The organism is Delftia sp. DS1230 (assembly GCF_040112715.1).
Taxonomy (GTDB): Bacteria; Pseudomonadota; Gammaproteobacteria; order Burkholderiales; family Burkholderiaceae_C; genus Comamonas; species Comamonas tsuruhatensis.
In genome coordinates this window covers 4,541,762-4,562,758 of the sequence record NZ_CP157763.1, presented here as the reverse complement: position 1 = coordinate 4,562,758, position 20,997 = coordinate 4,541,762, and the positions used below count along the sequence as shown (strand labels likewise).

The window sequence follows — 20,997 nt, the reverse complement described above, 5'->3', positions numbered from 1 at the left end:
TCTCTGGCAAAAGCAGGCTGTTTGACGCGGGTAAGAACGGAAAAAGCCGCGTCCGGCGATGCGGGGCGGCGACAATAGCGCGCAATTTTACCCGCCTTGTCCGTTTTGTGCTGCGCAACCTGTCCCGTTTTGGGGGCTCTGCCGGCGCCGGCAGGCCAGCGACGCCATGAAAACCCGATTCGTACTGATAGAAACCAGCCACGCCGGCAATGTGGGCGCCGCCGCCCGCGCCTTGAAGACCATGGGCTTTGACGACCTGGTGCTGGTGCGCCCGCGCTGGCCCAACGTGCTGCGCAAGGAAGAGACCATCCAGCGGGCCAGCGGCGCGCTGGACGTGCTGGGCAATGCGCGCGTGGTCGAGACGCTGGAGGAGGCGCTGGACGGCATCAGCCACCTGTGCGCCACGGCCATGACGCCGCGCGACTTCGGCCCGCCCACGCGCACGCCGCGACAGCATTTCGAGCTGCTGCTCAGCGGGGCGCTGGATGTGCTGGCTGCGCCCGATGAGGCCGATGCGCCCGATGAAGCGGCGCCGCCTGCCGATGCATCCGTGTCCGCACCGGCTCCCACGCCGCGCTGCAACCAGTCCGGCGTGGCCTTCCTGTTCGGCTGCGAGCGCTTCGGCATGAGCAACGACGATGTCTACCGCAGCGATGTGGCGCTGTCGATTCCGTCCAATCCGCAGTTCGGCTCGCTGAACCTGGGGGCGGCCATCCAGGTGGTGGCCTACGAGTGGCGCCAGGCGCTGGGCGGCTTTCCCGTGGTGGAGCACACGCCCGCGCCGCAGCGCGCCGACGCGGCCCAGGTGGCCGGCATGCTGGGCCATTGGGAGCAGGCGCTGGCGCATATCGGCTTTCTCGATCCGGCTGCGCCCAAGAAGCTCATGCCGCGCCTCAACCAGCTTTTCAACCGCTCGCAACTGACCGCCGAGGAAATCCACATCCTGCGCGGTGTTGCGAAGGCCATGCTGCAGAGCACCCCACCGAAACGCTAGACTGAGCGGTCTTGTCAACAATAACCAGCCCCTAGATGCTTGACCGCCTGCGCTCCGATATCCAGTGCATCCTCGACCGCGACCCTGCGGCACGCAGCACCTGGGAGGTCATCACCTGTTACCCGGGTCTTCATGCGATCTGGCTGCAGCGTCCGGCGCACTGGTGCTGGAACCATGGCCTCAAGTGGCTGGGGCGCTTCATCTCGCACATCGGCCGCTGGCTCACCGGCATCGAGATCCATCCGGGCGCCGTCATCGGCGAGCGCGTCTTCATCGACCACGGCATGGGCGTCGTCATCGGCGAGACGGCCGTGGTCGGCGACGGCTGCACCATCTACCACGGCGTGACCCTGGGCGGCACCTCGCTGTACAAGGGCGCCAAGCGCCATCCCACGCTGGGCCGCGACGTGGTGGTCAGCGCGGGCGCCAAGGTGCTGGGCGGCTTCGAAGTGGGCGACGGTGCCAAGATCGGCAGCAATGCCGTGGTCATCAAGCCCGTGCCCGCAGGCGCCACGGCGGTGGGCATTCCGGCGCGCATCATCGCCAGCAAGAACGGCCACAGCGCCGACGTGACCGAGCACGACCCGGCATCGGCCAAGGCCGAGTCCATCAAGGTCCCGGCCTCTGCCGCGCCCCAGCCGTTCACGGCCTACGGCATCACCCAGGAAATGGACCCCGTGGCCCAGGCCATGCGCGGCCTGAGCGATGGCGCGGCCGCGCATGAGCAGCAGATCGCGCTGCTGTGGGAGGCCATTGCCAAGCTCTCGGCCGGCAGCAAGGTGGGCGACTGCGTGCCCTGCGAGTCCGAGCGCCCCCAGGCCTTCCAGAAGGACAAGATCGACCAGATCATGGGCAAGTAGGCCTGCACAAGATCACCAAAGATCCCCAAGATCCCCCAAGAAGACCGGAGACTCCGACCAGCATGAACGTTGAACAGGCCTTGCATGCGCGCCGCTCCGTGCGCGCCTTCCTGCCCCAGTCGCCCGATGCGGCGCTGGTGCGCACCCTGATGGAACAGTCGGCCAATGCGGCCTCGGGCGGCAACCTGCAGCCCTGGCGCGTGCTGGCGCTGACGGGCGAGCCGCTGCAGCAGCTGCTGACCGCCGTTGCCGAAGCCGAGCCCCAGGACGCCCAGCCCGGCCTGTCCTACCCGCCCAACCTCTGGGAGCCCTACCGCAGCCGGCGCTTTGCCAATGGCGAAGAGCTGTACCAGTCGCTGGGCATTCCGCGCGACGACAAGCCCGCGCGGCTGGAGCAGCTGGCCCGCAACGGCCAGTTCTTCGGCGCGCCCGTGGGCCTGATCGTGGCGGTGGACGAGCGCATGGGCCTGCCGCAATGGGTGGACCTGGGCATCTACCTGCAGTCCTTCATGCTGCTGGCCTGCGCCAATGGCCTGGCGACCTGCGCCCAGGGCTTCTGGCGCCGCTACAACGACGCCGTGACCCAGGCGCTGGCGCTGCCCGAGGGCTACCACGTGGCCTTCGGCATTGCGCTGGGCTACGAGGACAAGAACGCCCCCATCAACGGCTGGCGCGCCACGCGCGCTCCGCTGGCCGAATGGGGTGCGCTGCGCGGCTTCGACTGACGGCGGCGCATGGCCCCTGGGCAAACCCGCAGGCGATGGGCCGCCAACCATCCCCTATACTTGCCGCTGCTCCGGGGTGTGCTGATGCACTGAGATGCCAACCGGTCCATGCGCTGCATGGGCCAGGCGGCGAACCCGACGAACTTGATCCGGTTGATACCGGCGGAAGAAGAGCGGGACCCTGAAGCGGGGCCGAAGTCAGAGGATGGAAGTCCGCCACGGCGGATACACGCAGGGCCGCAACGGCCAGGCAGGCCACCATCCGATGCGCATCGACCCTTGCCAACCAAGGCTGCTCGTGCGCCTTGGCGTGCGTGGCAACCAGGGGCCAAGGCCATACGGCCCTGGCAGGCCCACACTGGCATAGCCCGGTGCGCGGCCTTTGGCACAGCCCAAGGAGTGTCCGGTTCCCGGAGCGTTGTTGATCGACGCTTTGAACGCAAGGAACCCGACATGAACGCTCCCGATTCCATCTTCACCCCCGCAGCCGGCGAAGCTCCAGACGCACAGCGTTTTTCCGACCTGCTGGCGCAGTCGCGCAAGCCGTTCCCGGCCTCCACCAAGAGCTATCTGCAAGGCAGCCTGCACAGCGGCCTCAACGTGCCCGTGCGCGATATCCAGCTGACCAATGGCGAGCAGGTCAGCGTCTATGACACCTCGGGCCCCTACACCGATCCGGCCGTGGCCATCGATGTGCGCAGCGGCCTGCCGGGCGTGCGCAATGCCTGGATTGAGTCGCGCGGCGACAGCGAGTACTACGCCGGCCGCCTGCGCCAGGCCCTGGACGATGGCGGCAAGCGCGGCGAGGAAGACGAGCGCGTGGCCCGCCTGCGGGCCGAGGCCGCATCGCTGCAGCGCCAGCCGCGCCGCGCCAAGAGCGGTGGCAACGTCACCCAGATGCACTACGCGCGCAAGGGCATCATCACGCCCGAGATGGAGTACGTGGCCCTGCGCGAGAACGGCCGCCGCGAATGGATGGCCGAGTACCAGCAGGACGCCGCGCGCGAGGCGCGCCTGGCCGGCAACGGCCTGGGCGCTGCCATCCCCAAGATCATCACGCCCGAATTCGTGCGCGACGAAGTGGCGCGCGGCCGCGCCATCATCCCGGCCAACATCAACCACCCCGAGATCGAGCCCATGGCCATCGGGCGCAACTTCAAGGTCAAGATCAACGCCAACATCGGCAACTCGGCCGTCACCTCCAGCATCGAGGAAGAGGTCGAGAAGCTGGTCTGGGCCATCCGCTGGGGCGCGGACAACGTGATGGACCTGTCCACCGGCAAGAACATCCACACCACGCGCGACTGGATCATCCGCAACTCGCCCGTGCCCATCGGCACCGTGCCCATCTACCAGGCGCTGGAGAAAGTGGGCGGCATCGCCGAGGACCTGACCTGGCCCATCTTCCGCGACACCCTGATCGAGCAGGCCGAGCAGGGCGTGGACTACTTCACCATCCACGCCGGCGTGCGCCTGGCCTACATCCACCTCACGGCCCAGCGCCGCACGGGCATCGTCTCGCGCGGCGGCTCCATCATGGCCAAGTGGTGCATGGCCCACCACCGCGAGAGCTTCCTGTACGAGCACTTCGAGGACATCTGCGACATCATGAAGCAGTACGACGTCAGCTTCTCGCTGGGCGACGGCCTGCGCCCCGGCAGCGCCTCGGACGCCAACGACGAGGCCCAGTTTGCCGAACTCAAGACCCTGGGCGAGCTGACCCAGCTGGCCTGGAAGCACGACGTGCAGACCATGATCGAAGGCCCCGGCCACGTGCCCATGCACATGATCCAGGCCAACATGACCGAGCAGCTCAAGCACTGCCACGAGGCGCCGTTCTACACCCTGGGCCCGCTGACCATCGACATCGCCCCCGGCTACGACCACATCGCCAGCGCCATCGGCGCGGCCATGATCGGCTGGTTCGGCACCGCCATGCTGTGCTACGTCACGCCCAAGGAACACCTGGGCCTGCCCGACCGCGACGACGTCAAGCAGGGCATCATCGCGTACAAGATCGCCGCCCACGCCGCCGACGTCGCCAAGGGCCACCCCGGCGCCCGCGCCCGCGACGACGCGCTGAGCCAGGCCCGCTTCGACTTCCGCTGGCAGGACCAGTTCAACCTGGGCCTGGACCCCGACACCGCCCAGGCCTACCACGACGAAACCCTGCCCAAGGACAGCGCCAAGGTGGCGCACTTCTGCTCCATGTGCGGCCCCAAGTTCTGCTCCATGAAGATCACCCAGGAAGTGCGCGAATTCGCCGCTGCCAAGGGCGTGGCCGAGCAGGAAGGCATTGCCGCCGGAATGCAGGCCAAGGCCGAGGAATTCAACCGCGCGGGCGGAGAGTTCTATATCCCCATCGTGGCGGCCAGCAGCGATACGACGGCGCGTTGATCGCGCGGCATTGAGCCGATCCGGGCTGCGTGCAATGCGCGGCCCGTGGCCGCCGTGGATGGCGCGGCGGCCTTTCCTTGGGAAAACACCTAGCGGTCCGTGATGGCTGAGGATCAGTCCGTCGCCGAATCGTTTATCTCCAGCCACCTTCTCCCGCCGAGAATTCCATGACCAGCCGTTACCGGCGTTGCCCCGCAGGCTTCGCAGGCACAAGAACAAGAACGCGCTGACTGCACGGCCGCAGTTTTCACGCATGGCCGGCAAGGATTTCAGTACGCCTTGGCCTTAGTGGCGAGGGCTTTCGCCAACTGGCAATCGGGAGGAGAGGGAGATGAATAAACGCATGATCCGCAGCGCTGGCCTGGCCGCGCTTGCATTGGGCACGGCCCTGGCGGCCCAGGCCCAGAGTTCGGTCACGCTCTACGGGCGTGTGGTCGCGGGGGTGGACTACCAGAACAATGTGTACGACCCGGCCACGGGGGGCTCCGGCAGCCTGTGGCGGGCCGTGGGCAACCAGTGGGGCACAAGCATGCTGGGTTTCAAGGGGGAGGAGGACCTGGGCGGAGGGCTGCATGCGCTGTTCACGCTGGAGTCGGGCTTCAGCATCGACGATGCCAGGTTCAACGGCGCAGGTTTCTTCAACCGCCGCACCTTCGTGGGCCTGCGCAGCGGCTGGGGCACGCTGAAACTGGGCAAGGACCTGTCGATCTCGGATGCGCACTGGGCGCTGGACCCCACGGGCCAGCAGTTCATCGGCTCGGCCACGCTGGTTCGGGGGCGCAACTGGGGCGGGCATGACAACATGATCTCGTACGAAACGCCCAGCTGGGGCGGCCTGCGCGTGCTGGCGCTGACCGGCCTGGGCGAGCAGCCGCAGGGCACATCGCGGCTGCGCAAGGATGCGCTGTCGGTGTCCTATACCGCGCCCACGTTCGAGTTGCGCGCCATCTACGATGTGGCCCGCGATGCCAATGGCCACTTCAGCGATCTCTACACCACATCCCGCAACCTGACGCTGGGCGGCACGGTGACGCTGTCCGCGCTCAAGCTGTTCGCGGGCTATGAGCAGCTGTCTGCGCCCGACAGCGCGGCCGGCGTGCCCAACAAGGCGCGGCAGTATTGGATGGGCGCGCGCTACAAGGTGTCAGGCCCGCTGACGCTGATCGGGGCGGGCTACCGCACCACGGTCAACAACGGCGGCGGCAGCGCCAACCTGTTCATGGCGGGCGCCGACTACGCGCTGTCCAGGCGCACGCTGCTGTACGCCAGCGTGGGCAATGTGCGCAATGGCGGCAATGCGAACTTCTCGGTGGAGACCACCAACAACAACCCGGCGCCGGGCGGCAGCCAGACCGGCCTGTACCTGGGCATGGCGCATTCGTTCTGACCGGGGCGGGGCACTTTGGCGGAGGTTGCCGGCCCTTGCTCAAGGGGCTTGCCATCCGCCGCCCAGCACCTTGTTGATCGTCACCTGGTTTTGTAGTTGCGCCAGGTGCAGGGCCGAAAGGGCCAGCTGTGCGTTGCGGCTGCGCTCCTGCGCATCCAGCCAGGTGCGCAGGGGTACCTGGCCTGCGCGGTAGCGTGCCTCGTACAGGCGGGTGATTTCTGCCGATTCCTGCATGACGCGCTGCTGTGCCTGCTCCTGGCTGGCCAGCTCGGTGCGGGCGGACAGGGCTTTTTCCGTTTCCGCCAGCGCGGCGTACAGCGACTTGCGGAAGTTGACCACGGCCTCTTCATGCTGGTTGCGCGCAATGGCGGTGTTCAGCCGCATCTCGCCCACGTTCAGAAAAGGCAGGGTCATGCTGGCGCCCAGGGCCGCCACGGGGTTGGCCAGCAGGTCGAGCAGCGAGTTGCTGGAGCCCCCCAGGCTGCCGGTCAGCGACAGCGTGGGGTAGTAGCGCGCGGTGGCCGCATCGCTGCTGGCCAGGGAGGCGCGCAGCCGCAGTTCGGCGGCGCGCAGGTCGGGGCGGCGGCCCAGCAGTTCGGCGGGCAGTCCTGCGGCAATGGCAGGCAGCGCGCCCGTGGGCAGGGCCTGCGGCTCGCCACCGGGTGCCTCGGCGCCCAGGAGCAGCTCGTTGAGCGCCTGCCGCAGTTCGGCGCGGGCCTGCGTGTACTGGCTGAGCAGCGCCTGCTGCTCGGCCAGCGCCTGCCTGGCCTCGCGCCGTTCCAGGCTGGATACGGCGCCGCTGCGGTACTGCGCCTCCACCAGCTCGCCGGTGCGGCGTGTGTACTCCAGGCTTTGCCGCGCAAATTCCAGGCGCTCGTTGGCCAGGGCCAGTTGCCAGTACAGGCTGGCGGTGGTGGCCGCCAGGGACAGGGCCACGGCCTGCCTGTCCTGCTCGCTGGCCTGGGCCTCGAAGACGGCCGCATCGCGCTGGGCACCCAGGCGGTCGAACAGGTCCAGCTCCCAGCCCACGCTCAGCGTGGCGCTGGACGTCTCCAGCGTGCTGCGCGGGCTGCCGGACAGCGGCCTGCTGGCCCCGGTGCTGAGTGTGCCGCCGGGTTGCGGCAGCAGGGCGCGGCCCGCCAGCTGCGCCTGCAGCGCGGCGCGGCGCACACGGATGCCTGCCGTTGCCAGGTCGGGGTTGCGCGCAAGGGCCATGTCGATCCATGCATCCAGGCGCGGATCGCCGAAGGCGCGCCACCATGCCTCGGGCGAAGGCGCGGCCGCCGAGGGCTGCGCATGCTCGAACTGTGCGGGCAGCGCCACCTGCGGCGCCTCGTAGGTTGTGCGCGTGATGGCGCCGCAGCCGGCCAGGGCCACTGCGCATGCCAGCACGCCGGTCTTCAGCATATGCATGTCAATCTCTCGATAGAGCCTGTACGGGGTCGAGGCGCGCAGCACTGCGCGCCGGCAGGAAGCCGAAACCGATCCCGATGAGGGAGGAGCAGGCCACGGCCAGCACGATGGAGGCGGCCGAGAACGAGAGCTGGAAGCTGGAGCCCGACAGGCTCACTGCCAGGCCCAGGCTCAGCGCCAGAGAGACACCCAGGATGCCGCCCACGATGCAGACCAGCACGGCCTCGATCAGGAACTGCTGAAGGATGTCCGACTGGCGCGCGCCGATGGCCATGCGCACGCCGATCTCGCGCGTGCGCTCGGTCACCGACACCAGCATGATGTTCATCACGCCGATGCCGCCCACCAGCAGCGCAATCATGGCGATGGCCGAGACCAGCAGCGTCAGCGTGGTGCTGGTGCGCGTGATGGCCTGGCGGATCTGGTCGGAGTTCCAGATGAAGAAGTCCTTGGTGCCATGGCGCTCGGTCAGCAGGCTGGTGGCGGCCTTTTGCGCGATCTCGGCCGGCACCGCGTCCTTGATGCGCAGCGTGATGCTGTCCAGGTGGTACTTGCCGACCAGGCGCGTGGCGGCTGCGGTGTAGGGCACGAAGAAGGTGGGCGTGGAGCCGCCGAAGCTGTTTTGCGCAGGCCGGAGCACGCCGACGATTTCCACGGGCATCTGGCCCAGCAGCACGACCTCGCCCAGCGGGCTGGGGTTGGTGGGGAACAGGGCGGTGGCGGTCTTCTGGTCGATCACCGCCACCTGGGCGTGCAGGTCCACGTCGCGCTGGTCGAAGAAGCGGCCCGATGCCAGGCGCAGGCCGCGCACGCGAAAGTGCTCGAAGCCCACGCCCGTCACCTGGGCCGTGGCCGCGTTCTCGCGGTACAGCGCCGTGACGCCGACCGACACATTGGGCGTGGCGCTGTCCACGTAGGGCTGCTCGGCCAGGGCCTGGGCGTCGGCGGCGACCAGGGTCTCGATGGCGGCCGCGCGCGTGTCGCCGAAGTCCTTGCCGGGAAAGATGTCCAGCGTGTTCGTGCCCAGCTCGCTGATCTGGTTCATCACCTGCTGCTGCGCACCGCGCCCCAGCGCCACCACCGAGACCACGGCCGAGATGCCGATGATGATGCCCAGCATGGTCAGGAAGGTGCGCAGGCGGTGGGCGTTCATGGCGCGCAGGGCCATGCGCAGGGCCTCGCCAAAGCGGTCCGACAGTCCGCGCCAGGAGGCCCGGCGCGCGCCGGATGCCGGCTCCACGGGCGGCCTGGCTTCGTGCGGGGTGCTGCGCCGGTCGGCAATGATGGCGCCGTCGCTGATCTCGATCACGCGCGTGGCGTGGGCGGCGACGGCCATGTCGTGCGTGACCAGGATGATGGTGTGGCCGTCGGCATGCAGCTCCTGCAGGATGCGCATGACCTGCTCGCCGCTGGCCTTGTCCAGCGCGCCCGTGGGCTCGTCGGCCAGGATGACGGCGCCGCCGTTCATCAGCGCACGCGCAATGGACACGCGCTGCTGCTGCCCGCCCGACAGCTGGCCCGGCCGGTGCTGCATGCGGTCGGCCAGGCCCAGGCGTTCGAGCAGGGCGGCCGAGCGCGCATGGCGGTCCGTGGGCGCCGTGCCGGCGTAGACCGATGGCAGCTCCACATTGCCCTGGGCCGTGAGGTCGGGCAGCAGGTGGTAGCGCTGGAAGATGAAGCCGAAATGCTCGCGCCGCAGCGCGGCCAGCGCGTCGGGCCCCAGCTCGCTGGTCTCGCGGCCCGCGATGCGGTAGCTGCCCGAGGTCGGATGGTCCAGGCAGCCGAGGATGTTCATCAGCGTGGACTTGCCCGAGCCCGAGGCGCCGACGATGGCCACCATCTCGCCGGCCTCGATGGTCAGGTCTATGTCCTTGAGTACCGCCACCGTGGTGTCGCCCGCAGGAAACTCCCGGCGCAGGCCCTGCATCTGCAGCAATGCATGGTCCATGCTTACATTCCCATCGGGTCGCTGCCGGCCGGCTTGCCGCCGGGGCTGGCCTCGCCGATCACCACCTGCTCGCCGGGCTCCAGCCCCGACAGCACCTGGGCCTGGGCGTTGGTGCGCAGGCCCACGCGCACCTTGCGCTCGGTGACCTGGCCCTGGGCATCGCGCACGCGCACGCTGTAGTTGTCGTCGGCATCGCGGCTGCCCAGCGCGGCGGCCGGCATGAGCACGGCCTTGTCGGCCTGGGCCACGCGCACGGTGACCTGGGCGGTCATGGAGGGGCGCAGCTTGCCTTCCGGGTTGGGCACGTCGAACTGGGCGTTGTAGTAGATGGCCTTGGCGGCCTGGGCGCCGGTGGCGGTCGCTGCGCCAGCGGTGGCGTCCGTGGCGATGGAGGCGGGCGCAGGCTCTATGCGCTCGATCGTGGCGGTGTGGCGCTGGCGGCCACTGCCCAGCGTGGTGAACCAGGCCGTCTGGCCCAGCTGGATCTTGTCCACGTCGGCCTCGGCAATCTCGGCGCGAACGGTCATCACGTCGAGCTTGGCCAGCATGACGATGGTGGGCGTGGTCTGGAAGGAGTTCAGGGTCTGGCCCTGCTTGGTGACCACCGCCACGATCACGCCGTCCATGGGCGCGACGATGCGGGTGTAGCCCAGGTTGATGCGCTCGGTCTCCACCTGGGTGCGTGCCTGCTCTATCTGGGCCTGCAGGGCGCCGACATCGGCCAGCGCGGTGTCCAGCGCGGCCTTGGCGGCCTCATGGTCGGCGCGCGAGGTGGCGTCGGCCTGCAGCAGTTCCTGCTGGCGCTGGAAGGTGAGCCGGGCCTGGACGAGGGCCGCGCGCCGCGCGGCCAGCTGGGCCTGCAAGGCGGTGACGGATGCCTCGGCATTGCGCAGCTTGATGCGCTGCGGCTGGGCATCGACTTCGGCGATCAGCTCGCCGGCCTTGACCTTCTGCCCCAGCTCCACGTGCAGGCGCCGGACCTGGCCCGAGACCTGGGCGCCCACGGCCACCAGTTCCTTGGGGTGCAGCCGGCCCACGGCCAGCACGGTCTGCTCCAGGTCGCCGACGGTGACGGGTGCGGTTGCGAATTGGGTGGAGGGCTTGGCACTGGCCTTCCACCACACCAGGCCTGCGACCATGCATGCGCCTGCGACGGCGACCATGGCCCATTTGCGATTGAACTTCATTCTTCCCCTGCCGCGCGGTCGGCCGCAGGGGAGACAGTCCCTGCCCGGCGCCGCGCCAGATGCTCGAACTTACCAGTCTGGCGCGGTTCGATGTCCCGGCATTGACCAAGGCATGGAGATTCAGTGGAGAAAAGCGAGGAGAGGGAGCGGCCGGGCTGCCCCCTCGGCTCACCGCAAGTTCAGCGCAAGTTCAGCGCCAATATTGGCACTTGCTCTCGGCCTTGGTGGTCCAGACCTGCTCGGCCGGCAGCTTCTTGACCAGCTTGTAGTAGTCCCAGGTGCCCTTGGATTCGGCCGGGGATTTCACTTCCATCAGGTACATGTCGTGCACGTAGCGGCCGTCCTCGCGCAGGTAGCCGCTGCCGAAGAAGTCGTCCATCTTCATGCCGCGCCAGGTGGCCATGACCTTGTCGGCATCCAGCGTGCCGGCCTTTTCCACGGCCTTGAGCCAGTTCATGGTGGCCGAGTAGTCGGCCGCATGGATTTCGCTGGGGCGGCGCTGGGTCTTGGCCATGAAGGCGTCGGCGAACTTGCGCGAGGCATCGTTCATGTCCCAGTACCAGCTGGTGGTGAACTGCATGCCCTGCGTGTTCTTCAGGCCCAGGCTGTGCACGTCGGTGAAGAACACCAGCAGGCCGGCCAGCTTCATGTCCTTGGTCACGCCGAATTCGCGCGCTGCCTTGATGGAGTTGATGGTGTCGCCACCGGCATTGGCCAGGCCCAGGATCTGGGCCTTGGAGTTCTGCGCCTGCAGCATGAAGCTGGAGAAATCGCTGGCGTTCAGCGGCGTCTTGACCGAGCCCAGCACCTTGCCGCCGCGCGCCTCGATGATCTTGGTGGTATCGGCCTCCAGCGCATGGCCAAAGGCATAGTCGGCGGTCACGAAGTACCAGCTCTTGCCTCCGGCCTCCACCACGGCCGCGCCCGTGCCCTTGGCCAGGGCCACGGTGTCGAAGGCGTAGTGCACGGTGTAGGGGCTGCACTGCTCGTTGGTCAGCGCCGAGCTGCCCGCGCCGTTGTCGATGAAGACCCGCTTTTTCTCCTGCGCCACCTTGGCCATGGACAGGGCCGTGGCCGAGTTCGTGCCGCCAAACACCAGGCTGATGCCCTGCGTGTCTATCCACTCGCGCGCCTTGCTGGCGGCGATATCGGCCTTGTTCTGGTGGTCGGCCGTCAGCAGCTCGATGGGCTTGCCCAGCAGCTTGCCGCCGTAGTCGTCGATGGCCATCTGTATCGCCACGGCGCCGTTCTTGCCCTCGACATCGGCATAGAGACTGGACATGTCGGTGATGAAGCCGATCCGAACCTTGTCCTGCTGCGCCAGGGCCGGCGTTGCCAGTGCGGCGGCGCACAGTGCCAGGGCCAGCGGTGTCATCAGCGATGTCTTGGGGCGTTGCTGCATGAAGTCTCCTTGCTTTGGATGGAAAAAGCCCGCTGCTGTTGCGCAGGGGCCGGGTGATTCCATGCTGGCAGGGACAGGGGCCTGCCGCATTGGGGCAAGCACGGGCTTGGTGGCCCCGGTGCGACAGTACAGCCGCTCATCCTTGCAACGTGGCCGGCCCGTTGATTGATCGCCATGCGCTGCGCATCCCGGCCGTGGCTTGTGCGCGCGTCAGGACCTGCTTTTCCGTTCCTTGGGGGATGCGAAAGCACTGGACTTGAATTAATTTGTCTAGAAAACCAATCAAAAATTCAGGTTTTGCTTAGAATAATGGACAAATGAAAACGCCAGAAAAGTCCATCCTTCTTCAGCGCCAACTGCTTTTGCAGTTCGGTGACCGGCTCAAGCGCCTGCGCAAGGAGCAGGGGCTGGGCACGGTCGAGATGGCCTCGCGCGTAGGCATATCCCGCAGCACGCTCGCTGCAGTCGAGTCCGGCGATCCCGGGCCATCCATGGGCACGTACCTGCGGGTCATGTCGGAACTGGGCATAGGGGGAGAATTGGCATTGCTGGCGGGCGACGCCCTGCAGCCCGCGCCCGCAGGAACTGCCGCAGCCCGTTCGCGCCATGCCAGGCCCGTCGTACAGGTTCTGGTGCGTGCGCAGGATGCGCGCCATGAAGTGCAGGATCTGCAAAGCTTGGCATTGCATGAAGAAGCCGTGCGCCTTGTGCGATCTGACCCGGCATTGCTGCAGCAGGCACAGGACACGTTGGAGCGGTGGTTGAGCCAGGGGGATTCGCATTCCGCCAGCCTGTGGAGGCAGTGGCAGGATGTCTTGCAAAATGGCCGCTGGCGCACCATCCTGGCCCGCACGCGAAGGGCCCAGGAACTGCGCCAGGCCTCGCCCCTGACATCGGTGCTGCCCGAACAGGTGCGCCAGCAGGTACTGGCGCAGGTGGGGGATCTCAAGCGGGGCGTTGCATTGGGAGATACAGGGCGGGCCTATGAACCGAGAGGATCTTGAGCACATCATTCGTGCGAGCGGGGATGTGACGAATGAGTATGAATTCGTCATCGTGGGAAGTCAGGCAATCCTGGGCTCCATCCCGTATCCCGAGCCGGTTTTCAGGATGTCCGCAGAGGCAGACATCTATCCGCTCAACGCTCCGGATCTGGCGGACCGGATCGACGGATCCATTGGCGAAGGCTCTCGCTTCCACGAGTCCAATGGCTACTACGCGCAGGGCGTGGGCCCGGACACGGCAGTGCTTGCCTCAGGCTGGCAAAACCGGCTGCACCGTATCCAGAACGGCAATACCAACGATCGCGTCGGCTATTGCCTTGATGTGCTGGATCTCTTTCTCTCCAAGGCCCAGGCGGGGCGCGACAAGGACCGGGTGTTTTGCATGGCACTGATGGAGCATGGCCATGTACAGGTCGATGCGGCACTGAAACTGGCAAGCAGCATGCCGTTGGGTGATGACGGCAAACGGCAATTGCGGGCCCGGATTCAGCGCTGGTTCAAGGGGCTGAAAAAATAAAAAGCAGCCCGCAGGCTGCTTGTCGATTGCCGTGTCCGCGCGATCAGGCCGCAGGTCGCGCGGTGCGCACTGCGCTCTTGGGGCGGAACGCCTTGCAGACGCTGTCGTCCGTTTCCAGATAGGGCCCGCCGATCAGGTCCACGCAATAGGGCACGGCCGCAAAGATGCCGTTGACCTTTTGCGTGCCATCGGGGTTCTTCAGACCTTCCAGGGTTTCGGCAATGGCCTTGGGCTGGCCCGGCAGGTTGATGATCAGGCTCTTGCCACGGATCACCGCCACCTGGCGCGACAGGATCGCCGTGGGCACAAAGGCCAGGCTGATCTGGCGCATCTGCTCGCCAAAGCCCGGCATTTCCTTGTCGGCCACGGCCAGCGTGGCTTCGGGCGTGACATCGCGCGGGGCAGGGCCGGTGCCGCCCGTGGTCAGCACCAGGCAGCAGCCGGCATCGACCAGCTCGATCAGCGCGGCGCTGATGCCGGCCTGCTCGTCGGGGATCAGGCGCGGCTCGAACGTGATGGGGTTCCTGAGCGCGCGGGTGAGCCAGTCCTGCAGGGCCGGCAGGCCCTTGTCCTCATAGACGCCGCTGCTGGCACGGTCGCTGATCGAAACGATGCCGATGCGCACGGCGTCATGGACGGGCTCACTCATCGTCGGCTTCCTCGCCAGCGCCGTCACCGTCCTCGGCTGTCTCGCGGCCCGTGCCGCCCAGCTGCTGGCGCACCAGCTGGAACAGGTCGCGGTAGGCACGGCCCTTGCGCTGGGCCAGGCCGGTGGATTCCTGCACATTGGCCTCATGGGCGCCCGGCATGTCCTTGCGGGCCTGGCGGATCAGGGCGCGCAGCTGCTGGGTGTCGGTGTCGGGGAAATGGTCCAGCCAGATGGACAGGGCCGATTCCTCGGCAATCAGGCGGTCGCGCCATTGCTCGGCGGCGTGCAGGGCCATCTTCTCGGCGGCCGATCCGTTGTGCTGCTCGTCCAGTGCGGCGCGCACGGCGGCGATCTCGGTCTCGTCCAGCTTGCGCATGAGCTTGCCGACGTACTGCATCTGGCGGCGCTTGCCTTCGAAATTGGTGATGCGCTTGGCCTCGGCCAGGGCATCGGCCAGCTGGTCGGGCAATTGCAGGCGCTTGAACAGGTCGGAGCGCAGCGTCAGCAAATCCTTGCCGAGGTCCTGCAAGGCGTCGGACTCGCGCTTGAGATCCGTCTTGCTGGAGTCGGGGGTGCCTTTGAGTTCGGCCTTGAGCTGCAGGTCGAGTTCGCTGCCTTCGGCAACGAAGTGACCTTTGACGTAGTAGCCTTTTTTGGGTTTGCGTGACATGGGGTAGGGGACAAATACAGTGGCGGCGCGGAGGGCGCTGCAGTGGCGGCTATCATAGCCGCCGCTATGAAAAAACCCCGTCCCCGCGCGGCAAGCACCGCCAAACCGCAGGCTGATTCCGGCTTCAGCTACAGCCAACCGTTTTTTGAAGACCTGGTGGACCGTGCCCTGGTCCACGCCAAGAAGCTCGGCGCCACCGACGCCGGAGCCGAGGCTTCCGAGGGCTGCGGCCTGAGCGTGAGTGTGCGCAAGGGGGCGCTGGAGACCGTGGAGCGCAACCGCGACAAGTCGCTGGGCGTGACCGTCTACCTGGGCAACCGCCGTGGCAACGCCAGCACCTCCGACTTCTCGGATGCCGCCATCCAGCAGACCGTGCAGGCCGCCTACGACATCGCGCGCTTCACCGCCGAGGACCCCATGGCCGGCCTGCCCGATGCGGCCGACATCGCCCCGCCCGGCACCCACCGTGACCTGCAGCTGTTCCACCCCTGGGAGCTGACCAGCGAGGCTGCGGCGCAGCTGGCGCTGCAGTGCGAAGAAGCTGCCCTGGGCACGCACAAGCGCATCACCAACAGCGAAGGCGCTGGCGTCTCGGCCCAGCAAAGCCATTTCTTCAGCGCCCATACCAATGGTTTCCGTGGCGGCTACGCCAGCTCGCGCCACAGCCTGTCGGTGGCGCCCATCGCATCGCTGCCCGGCCGCAATGGCGAGATGCAGCGCGATGCCTGGTACAGCTCCATGCGCAACGCGGCCGACCTGGCCTCGCCCGAAGCCGTGGGCCGCTACGCCGCCCAGCGCGCCCTGAGCCGCCTGGGCAGCCGCAAGATCCCGACCACCGAATGCCCGGTGCTGTTCGAGTCCACGCTGGCCGCCGGCCTGCTGGGCAGCTTCGTGCAGGCCGTCAGCGGCGGCGCGCTGTACCGCCGCAGCACCTTCCTGCTCGACTCGCTGGGCAAGCCCGTCTTCCCCAAGCACATCGACATCACGGAAGACCCCTTCATCCTCGGCGGCAAGGGCAGCTCGCCCTTCGACGAGGAAGGCGTGCGCGTGCAGGCCCGCAAGGTGGTGGATGCCGGCCGCGTCGAGGGCTACTTCCTGTCCAGCTACTCGGCCCGCAAGCTGGGCATGAAGACCACCGGCAATGCCGGCGGATCGCACAACCTGGTCATGACCTCGCGCCGCACCAAGGCCGGCGACGACCTGCCCGCCATGCTCAAGAAGCTGGGCACGGGCCTGTTCGTGATCGAACTCATGGGCCAGGGCGTGAACTACGTGACCGGCGATTACTCGCGCGGCGTCAGCGGCTTCTGGGTGGAAAACGGCGAAATCGCCTTCCCCGTGCATGAGATCACCATCGCCGGCAACCTCAAGGACATGCTCAAGGGCATCGAGGCCGTGGGCGCAGATGCCTACAACTACGGCGCCAAGGCCGTGGGCTCTATCCTGATCAACCGCATGAAGGTGGCTGGTAGCTGATTGGCTTGCGGCTGCGCATGCTGAGGAAAAGCGGCCTGAAAGGCCGCTTTTTTGTGGGCACCCAGTCACCGCGTGCCCCGGCCGCAGTTGGCCGCACCAGCTCGCGTCCCGCGAACCCCAAGTGACCTTTGTCCTCCCCTGAGGTTCGCATTTCTGCAAGCCGTTGTTTTTGTTGAGGCATCACGGCGTCTGTCGTTGTCCTTGCCGTTTTTCCGTGACAGAGCGCACAGGTTCGCGATGGCGAAGCTTTTTATGCAGTGGTACGGCTGGGTTATAAGCATGCCGTCGCGCCCCGTGCGGGCGCGTGGATTGAAACCAGGACTACTCGATCAAGGATCGCAACGAGTTTGGCGTCGCGCCCCGTGCGGGCGCGTGGATTGAAACCCGACTTTCGAGGCCGCATGTGCATCACGCGATGGTCGCGCCCCGTGCGGGCGCGTGGATTGAAACCCTCGCGTCGCAGATGCTGTGTCGGCTTGCTATGGTCGCGCCCCGTGCGGGCGCGTGGATTGAAACAATACGCACGCGGGCGCCCATCGGCATTGCGGCAAGTCGCGCCCCGTGCGGGCGCGTGGATTGAAACGAGCAGTCGGCCCTATGGTCCGATGGCCAGGCCGTCGCGCCCCGTGCGGGCGCGTGGATTGAAACCACCAGCGGTGCCTGGTCAGCCGTAGCGCTGTGGTCGCGCCCCGTGCGGGCGCGTGGATTGAAACTCGCGGAAGAAGGCCTTCATGGCTTTGGTGCGCTGTCGCGCCCCGTGCGGGCGCGTGGATTGAAACTGGACTTCACGGATGCACACAGAGCGCAGGCCTTCGTCGCGCCCCGTGCGGGCGCGTGGATTGAAACTCCAGGCGATAGATCAGCCGGCGCTCTGCAATGCGTCGCGCCCCGTGCGGGCGCGTGGATTGAAACATCTCATCTCTCCTTGAGGCAGACCCAGCTGCCGTGTCGCGCCCCGTGCGGGCGCGTGGATTGAAACTGGTCCACTGCTGTGGTCTTTCCCTGGCGGACCACGTCGCGCCCCGTGCGGGCGCGTGGATTGAAACGAGGCCCTGGCCCTGCTGATGCGCCTGCGCCAGTGTCGCGCCCCGTGCGGGCGCGTGGATTGAAACAGCCGGCAGATGCATGCCCAGCCAATGGCCAGGCAGTCGCGCCCCGTGCGGGCGCGTGGATTGAAACTCGCTGGCCAGGTCCAGGGCATCCATCTCCAGCTGTCGCGCCCCGTGCGGGCGCGTGGATTGAAACCTTTTGTCTTCGCCCGAAGGCCTGGGCGGGGTCGTCGCGCCCCGTGCGGGCGCGTGGATTGAAACTCCACGGCGCGCGAGCGCGTTGGTGGCCTGACGGAGTCGCGCCCCGTGCGGGCGCGTGGATTGAAACCATGCCAATGCTGGTGCGCTGAACGTGCGGCTGGCGTCGCGCCCCGTGCGGGCGCGTGGATTGAAACAGCGACAGTGGCGGCGGAAGCCAGCAGGTCACGAAGGTCGCGCCCCGTGCGGGCGCGTGGATTGAAACTCCAGCAACTCAGCCAACCTCAGCGCCTCGCTCGTCGCGCCCCGTGCGGGCGCGTGGATTGAAACGTTCCCGGTGCCATAGGGCCCCAGGCCAAAACCGGTCGCGCCCCGTGCGGGCGCGTGGATTGAAACGCCGGGTTTGGGCGGGGATTCGACTGTAGCGCCGCGTCGCGCCCCGTGCGGGCGCGTGGATTGAAACAGCGCAGAAAGCGCCTTGGGGATGAAGCCTTCGAGTCGCGCCCCGTGCGGGCGCGTGGATTGAAACCTCTTCGGTGGCGCCAACCCCGTCAGCAACACGGTGTCGCGCCCCGTGCGGGCGCGTGGATTGAAACATCAAGGCGGATGAGGATCTATCAGACCTGCTGAAGTCGCGCCCCGTGCGGGCGCGTGGATTGAAACATCACGAAACCCGAAGGCTTGACCGGCGCAGCTGCGTCGCGCCCCGTGCGGGCGCGTGGATTGAAACAATCAGTTCGCGGACCTCACTCCAATCATTGAAGGTCGCGCCCCGTGCGGGCGCGTGGATTGAAACGCTGCTCGATCTGCTGATGATCCTGGATCGCATCAAGTCGCGCCCCGTGCGGACGCGTGGATTGAAACATCAGCCTGGGGTGCTCAGCGCCGTCGTACTCGGGTCGCGCCCCGTGCGGACGCGTGGATTGAAACGACCTGGCGGCGATGAGCCCGGATGTCAGCCCAGTCGCGCCCCGTGCGGACGCGTGGATTGAAACTCTTACGGTGAGGTAACTATTCCATATTCGCGCAGTCGCGCCCCGTGCGGGCGCGTGGATTGAAACGGATTGCCCAGGAGCGGCGCTGGCCATGCAGGCCCGTCGCGCCACGTGCGGTCGCGTGGATTGAAGCATGGCCATCAAGCGCGAAATGAGGGGTTCTGGCAATCGCTAGCAGCCCGATGCCTGCATGCCGGCAAGGCGCTGTCCTACTGGATGTGCAGGGTTTGGGAAGGCGGTGCGAGTGATTCAAATTGTCAAATTTGTTCCTGGATGTGTTTCTTCCGTGCCAGCAGTCTGGCCGGTTTGCGTAGGTGGTTCGAGGGAGAGCGACGTGGGTTTTCTGAGGCGTATGAAGTTGGGAACCATGCTGGGCATGGGTTTCCTTGCGGTGATCGTGGTCTGCGTGTGCGTGGCCGGCTTCGGCTGGATGAAGCTGCACGATCAGGGGGAGCAGTTGCGTGTTTTGGCCGAGGACCGCATGGGCAATCTGGCCCGGCTGCAATCGCTCAAGGACAACGCCAATGTGTCGGCGCGGGTGGTGCGCAATCTGGCGCTGATCACCGATCCGGCGCAGATGGCCGAGGAGAGCCGCCGGCTGGATGAGGTGGTTGCCAGGAACGGCCTGGTCATGAAGGAGTTGGACCAGCGCCTGCAGACCGAGCAGGCGCGCCGGCTCTTTGCCGACATACGGCAGGCGCGCCAGCCTTTCGTGGAGACCATGCGCCAGGCCGGTGACCTGGGCCTGGCCAACCAGGGCGATGCCGCCAGGGATCTGATCATGGGCCGCCTGCGCTCCTTGCAGACGACCTATTTCGATGCGGTCGAGGCGCTGGTCTCCTACCAGAAGTCCCAGACACAGGCCACGGTGGACGGCTCCCTGCGCAGCGTGGCCGAAGACGGCGTGGCCATGCTGGTGCTGACGCTGCTGGCCGCCGCGCTGGGCTCTCTGGTGGCCTGGATGATCACCAGGACGGTCAAGCAGCAGCTGGGCGGAGAGCCCTCCTATGCCGCCGGGGTGGCGCGCCAGATCGCGCAGGGCGATTTGTCCGTGCAAGTGCAACTGGCGCCCGGAGACACCTCCAGCCTGCTGCGCGCCATGGAGGACATGCGTGCCGGCCTGGCGCGCGTGGTCGCCGATGTGCGGCAAAGCAGCGAATCCATCGCGACCGGCGCCAGCCAGATCGCATCGGGCAATGCGGACCTGAGCCAGCGCACGGAGGAGCAGGCCAGCAATCTGGAGCAGACCGCCGCCTCCATGGAGGAGATGAACGCCACCGTCAAGCTCAATGCCGATACGGTGCGTACCGCCACCCAGCTGGCCGCATCGTCGAGCCAAGCCGCCACCGGCGGCGGCAAGATCGTGGACCGCGTGGTGGCCACCATGGAGCAGATCACCGCGAGTTCCCGGAAGATCGAGGACATCATCGGCGTGATCGACTCCATTGCCTTCCAGACCAACATCCTGGCGCTCAATGCCGCCGTGGAGGCAGCACGGGCCGGCGAGCAGGGGCGTGGCTTTGCCGTGGTGGCATCCGAAGTGCGCAGCCTGGCCCAACGCAGCGCGGGGGCAGCCAAGGAGATCAAGGTCCTGATAGGTGAGAGCGTGTCCAAGGTGGACGAGGGCTCGGGCCTGGTGAGCGAGACGGGCTCCGCTATGAAGGACATCGTCCAGCAGGCGCAGCGCGTTGCCGACCTGATCGGCGAAATAGGCGCGGCCACGGCCGAGCAGGCCGACGGTGTGGCGCAGGTGGGCGATGCCGTCGTACAGCTTGACCAGGTCACGCAGCAGAATGCGGCCCTGGTCGAGGAATCGGCGGCGGCTGCCGCAAGCTTGAACGCGCAGGCTGCCAGGCTGGTCGATCTGGTCAGCCTGTTCAAGCTGGACGGGGTGTCCTCGTCCGTGTCCCTGCCCGCGTCCTCACCGGCCCAGGCGCCAGCGCCGGCCGCCGCAGGCAGCAAGGGCGGCCAGCGGACGAGGGCCTCCGCAGCGGCACCCAGGGTTGCTGCAGCGCCTGCCAAGGTCACCCCGCTGCGCAATGCGGGCGAGCGTGTGGACGAGAACTGGGAAGTGTTCTGACCGCGAGCGGGGCAATGCCGCTCTGTGCGCGTGGAACCGGAGGACT

General features: G+C 67.2%; 15 protein-coding genes, 1 CRISPR repeat array and 1 riboswitch. Of the genes, 9 read left to right on the top strand and 6 right to left on the bottom strand.

Annotated features, from left to right (window positions below):
* Positions 1 to 166: 166 nt before the first annotated feature.
* The 5 genes from AAN986_RS20540 to AAN986_RS20520 all read left to right on the top strand — a co-directional run bounded on the left by AAN986_RS20540 (position 167) and on the right by AAN986_RS20520 (position 6,363).
* On the top strand, positions 167 to 994 hold the full coding sequence (locus tag AAN986_RS20540; protein ID WP_046984062.1) for an RNA methyltransferase: 828 nt from the start codon (positions 167 to 169) through the stop codon (positions 992 to 994).
* 35 nt (positions 995 to 1,029) lie between these two features.
* Positions 1,030 to 1,854, top strand: coding sequence for a serine O-acetyltransferase (gene cysE, locus AAN986_RS20535; RefSeq protein WP_016449662.1), 825 nt, complete (start codon positions 1,030 to 1,032; stop codon positions 1,852 to 1,854).
* Positions 1,855 to 1,916: 62 nt separating this feature from the next.
* Positions 1,917 to 2,579, top strand: coding sequence for a nitroreductase (locus AAN986_RS20530; protein ID WP_047473818.1), 663 nt, complete (start codon positions 1,917 to 1,919; stop codon positions 2,577 to 2,579).
* A gap of 62 nt (positions 2,580 to 2,641) precedes the next feature.
* Positions 2,642 to 2,767: riboswitch (TPP riboswitch) on the top strand.
* Between the two features lie 265 nt (positions 2,768 to 3,032).
* Positions 3,033 to 4,976 carry a phosphomethylpyrimidine synthase ThiC gene (gene thiC / locus AAN986_RS20525; protein ID WP_012204233.1) on the top strand — a complete coding sequence of 648 codons (1,944 nt, stop codon included), beginning with the start codon at positions 3,033 to 3,035 and terminating at the stop codon, positions 4,974 to 4,976.
* Between the two features lie 331 nt (positions 4,977 to 5,307).
* A complete protein-coding gene (locus tag AAN986_RS20520; protein WP_349335450.1) occupies positions 5,308 to 6,363 on the top strand; it encodes a porin in 1,056 nt (351 codons plus the stop codon).
* A 39-nt stretch (positions 6,364 to 6,402) separates the two neighbouring features.
* Here the strand turns inward: AAN986_RS20520 and AAN986_RS20515 are convergent, their stop codons facing one another.
* The 4 genes from AAN986_RS20515 to AAN986_RS20500 all read right to left on the bottom strand — a co-directional run bounded on the left by AAN986_RS20515 (position 6,403) and on the right by AAN986_RS20500 (position 12,313).
* Entirely contained in the window at positions 6,403 to 7,776 is a 1,374-nt protein-coding gene (locus AAN986_RS20515; protein WP_349335449.1) for an efflux transporter outer membrane subunit, read from the bottom strand.
* Position 7,777: 1 nt separating this feature from the next.
* Entirely contained in the window at positions 7,778 to 9,724 is a 1,947-nt protein-coding gene (locus AAN986_RS20510) for a MacB family efflux pump subunit (RefSeq protein WP_016453833.1), read from the bottom strand.
* 2 nt (positions 9,725 to 9,726) lie between these two features.
* The gene (locus tag AAN986_RS20505; protein WP_047218729.1) at positions 9,727 to 10,911 is read right to left on the bottom strand and encodes an efflux RND transporter periplasmic adaptor subunit; all 1,185 of its coding nucleotides are present in this window, start codon (positions 10,909 to 10,911) and stop codon (positions 9,727 to 9,729) included.
* A 190-nt stretch (positions 10,912 to 11,101) separates the two neighbouring features.
* The gene (locus AAN986_RS20500) at positions 11,102 to 12,313 is read right to left on the bottom strand and encodes an ABC transporter substrate-binding protein (RefSeq protein WP_016449656.1); all 1,212 of its coding nucleotides are present in this window, start codon (positions 12,311 to 12,313) and stop codon (positions 11,102 to 11,104) included.
* Between the two features lie 317 nt (positions 12,314 to 12,630).
* Here AAN986_RS20500 and AAN986_RS20495 point away from each other — a divergent pair, with 317 nt between their 5' ends.
* Positions 12,631 to 13,317 carry a helix-turn-helix domain-containing protein gene (locus AAN986_RS20495; protein WP_209670695.1) on the top strand — a complete coding sequence of 229 codons (687 nt, stop codon included), beginning with the start codon at positions 12,631 to 12,633 and terminating at the stop codon, positions 13,315 to 13,317.
* A complete protein-coding gene (locus AAN986_RS20490; RefSeq protein WP_349335448.1) occupies positions 13,298 to 13,834 on the top strand; it encodes a DUF6036 family nucleotidyltransferase in 537 nt (178 codons plus the stop codon). Before AAN986_RS20495 ends, AAN986_RS20490 begins: the two co-directional genes overlap by 20 nt.
* A 43-nt stretch (positions 13,835 to 13,877) precedes the next feature.
* Here the strand turns inward: AAN986_RS20490 and mog are convergent, their stop codons facing one another.
* Both mog and yjgA read right to left on the bottom strand, forming a co-directional pair.
* Positions 13,878 to 14,483, bottom strand: coding sequence for a molybdopterin adenylyltransferase (gene mog / locus AAN986_RS20485; RefSeq protein WP_047325804.1), 606 nt, complete (start codon positions 14,481 to 14,483; stop codon positions 13,878 to 13,880).
* Positions 14,476 to 15,153 carry a ribosome biogenesis factor YjgA gene (yjgA, locus tag AAN986_RS20480; RefSeq protein WP_016449652.1) on the bottom strand — a complete coding sequence of 226 codons (678 nt, stop codon included), beginning with the start codon at positions 15,151 to 15,153 and terminating at the stop codon, positions 14,476 to 14,478. Before yjgA ends, mog begins: the two co-directional genes overlap by 8 nt.
* 66 nt (positions 15,154 to 15,219) lie before the next feature.
* Between yjgA and pmbA the strand changes: the two genes are divergently transcribed.
* Positions 15,220 to 16,629 (top strand): metalloprotease PmbA, encoded by a 1,410-nt coding sequence (gene pmbA, locus AAN986_RS20475; protein WP_047218726.1) that lies wholly within the window; start codon positions 15,220 to 15,222, stop codon positions 16,627 to 16,629.
* Positions 16,630 to 16,913: 284 nt separating this feature from the next.
* A CRISPR array of direct repeats spans positions 16,914 to 19,004; the repeat unit is 32 nt; unit sequence GTCGCGCCCCGTGCGGGCGCGTGGATTGAAAC.
* A gap of 219 nt (positions 19,005 to 19,223) precedes the next feature.
* Positions 19,224 to 20,951, top strand: a complete 1,728-nt coding sequence (locus AAN986_RS20470) for a methyl-accepting chemotaxis protein (RefSeq protein ID WP_047218725.1) — start codon at positions 19,224 to 19,226, stop codon at positions 20,949 to 20,951.
* The last annotated feature ends 46 nt before the right edge of the window (positions 20,952 to 20,997 follow it).

Bases quoted from the DNA above. Each gene is read 5' to 3' on its own strand.
- cysE (WP_016449662.1), top strand. From the start codon at position 1,030: ATGCTTGACCGCCTGCGCTCCGATATCCAGTGCATCCTCGACCGCGAC.
- AAN986_RS20520 (WP_349335450.1), top strand. From the start codon at position 5,308: ATGAATAAACGCATGATCCGCAGCGCTGGCCTGGCCGCGCTTGCATTG.
- thiC (WP_012204233.1), top strand. From the start codon at position 3,033: ATGAACGCTCCCGATTCCATCTTCACCCCCGCAGCCGGCGAAGCTCCA.
- AAN986_RS20515 (WP_349335449.1), bottom strand. From the start codon at position 7,776: ATGCATATGCTGAAGACCGGCGTGCTGGCATGCGCAGTGGCCCTGGCC.
- mog (WP_047325804.1), bottom strand. From the start codon at position 14,483: ATGAGTGAGCCCGTCCATGACGCCGTGCGCATCGGCATCGTTTCGATC.
- AAN986_RS20505 (WP_047218729.1), bottom strand. From the start codon at position 10,911: ATGAAGTTCAATCGCAAATGGGCCATGGTCGCCGTCGCAGGCGCATGC.
- yjgA (WP_016449652.1), bottom strand. From the start codon at position 15,153: ATGTCACGCAAACCCAAAAAAGGCTACTACGTCAAAGGTCACTTCGTT.
- AAN986_RS20470 (WP_047218725.1), top strand. From the start codon at position 19,224: ATGAAGTTGGGAACCATGCTGGGCATGGGTTTCCTTGCGGTGATCGTG.
- AAN986_RS20510 (WP_016453833.1), bottom strand. From the start codon at position 9,724: ATGGACCATGCATTGCTGCAGATGCAGGGCCTGCGCCGGGAGTTTCCT.
- AAN986_RS20530 (WP_047473818.1), top strand. From the start codon at position 1,917: ATGAACGTTGAACAGGCCTTGCATGCGCGCCGCTCCGTGCGCGCCTTC.
- AAN986_RS20540 (WP_046984062.1), top strand. From the start codon at position 167: ATGAAAACCCGATTCGTACTGATAGAAACCAGCCACGCCGGCAATGTG.
- AAN986_RS20495 (WP_209670695.1), top strand. From the start codon at position 12,631: ATGAAAACGCCAGAAAAGTCCATCCTTCTTCAGCGCCAACTGCTTTTG.
- AAN986_RS20500 (WP_016449656.1), bottom strand. From the start codon at position 12,313: ATGCAGCAACGCCCCAAGACATCGCTGATGACACCGCTGGCCCTGGCA.
- pmbA (WP_047218726.1), top strand. From the start codon at position 15,220: ATGAAAAAACCCCGTCCCCGCGCGGCAAGCACCGCCAAACCGCAGGCT.
- AAN986_RS20490 (WP_349335448.1), top strand. From the start codon at position 13,298: ATGAACCGAGAGGATCTTGAGCACATCATTCGTGCGAGCGGGGATGTG.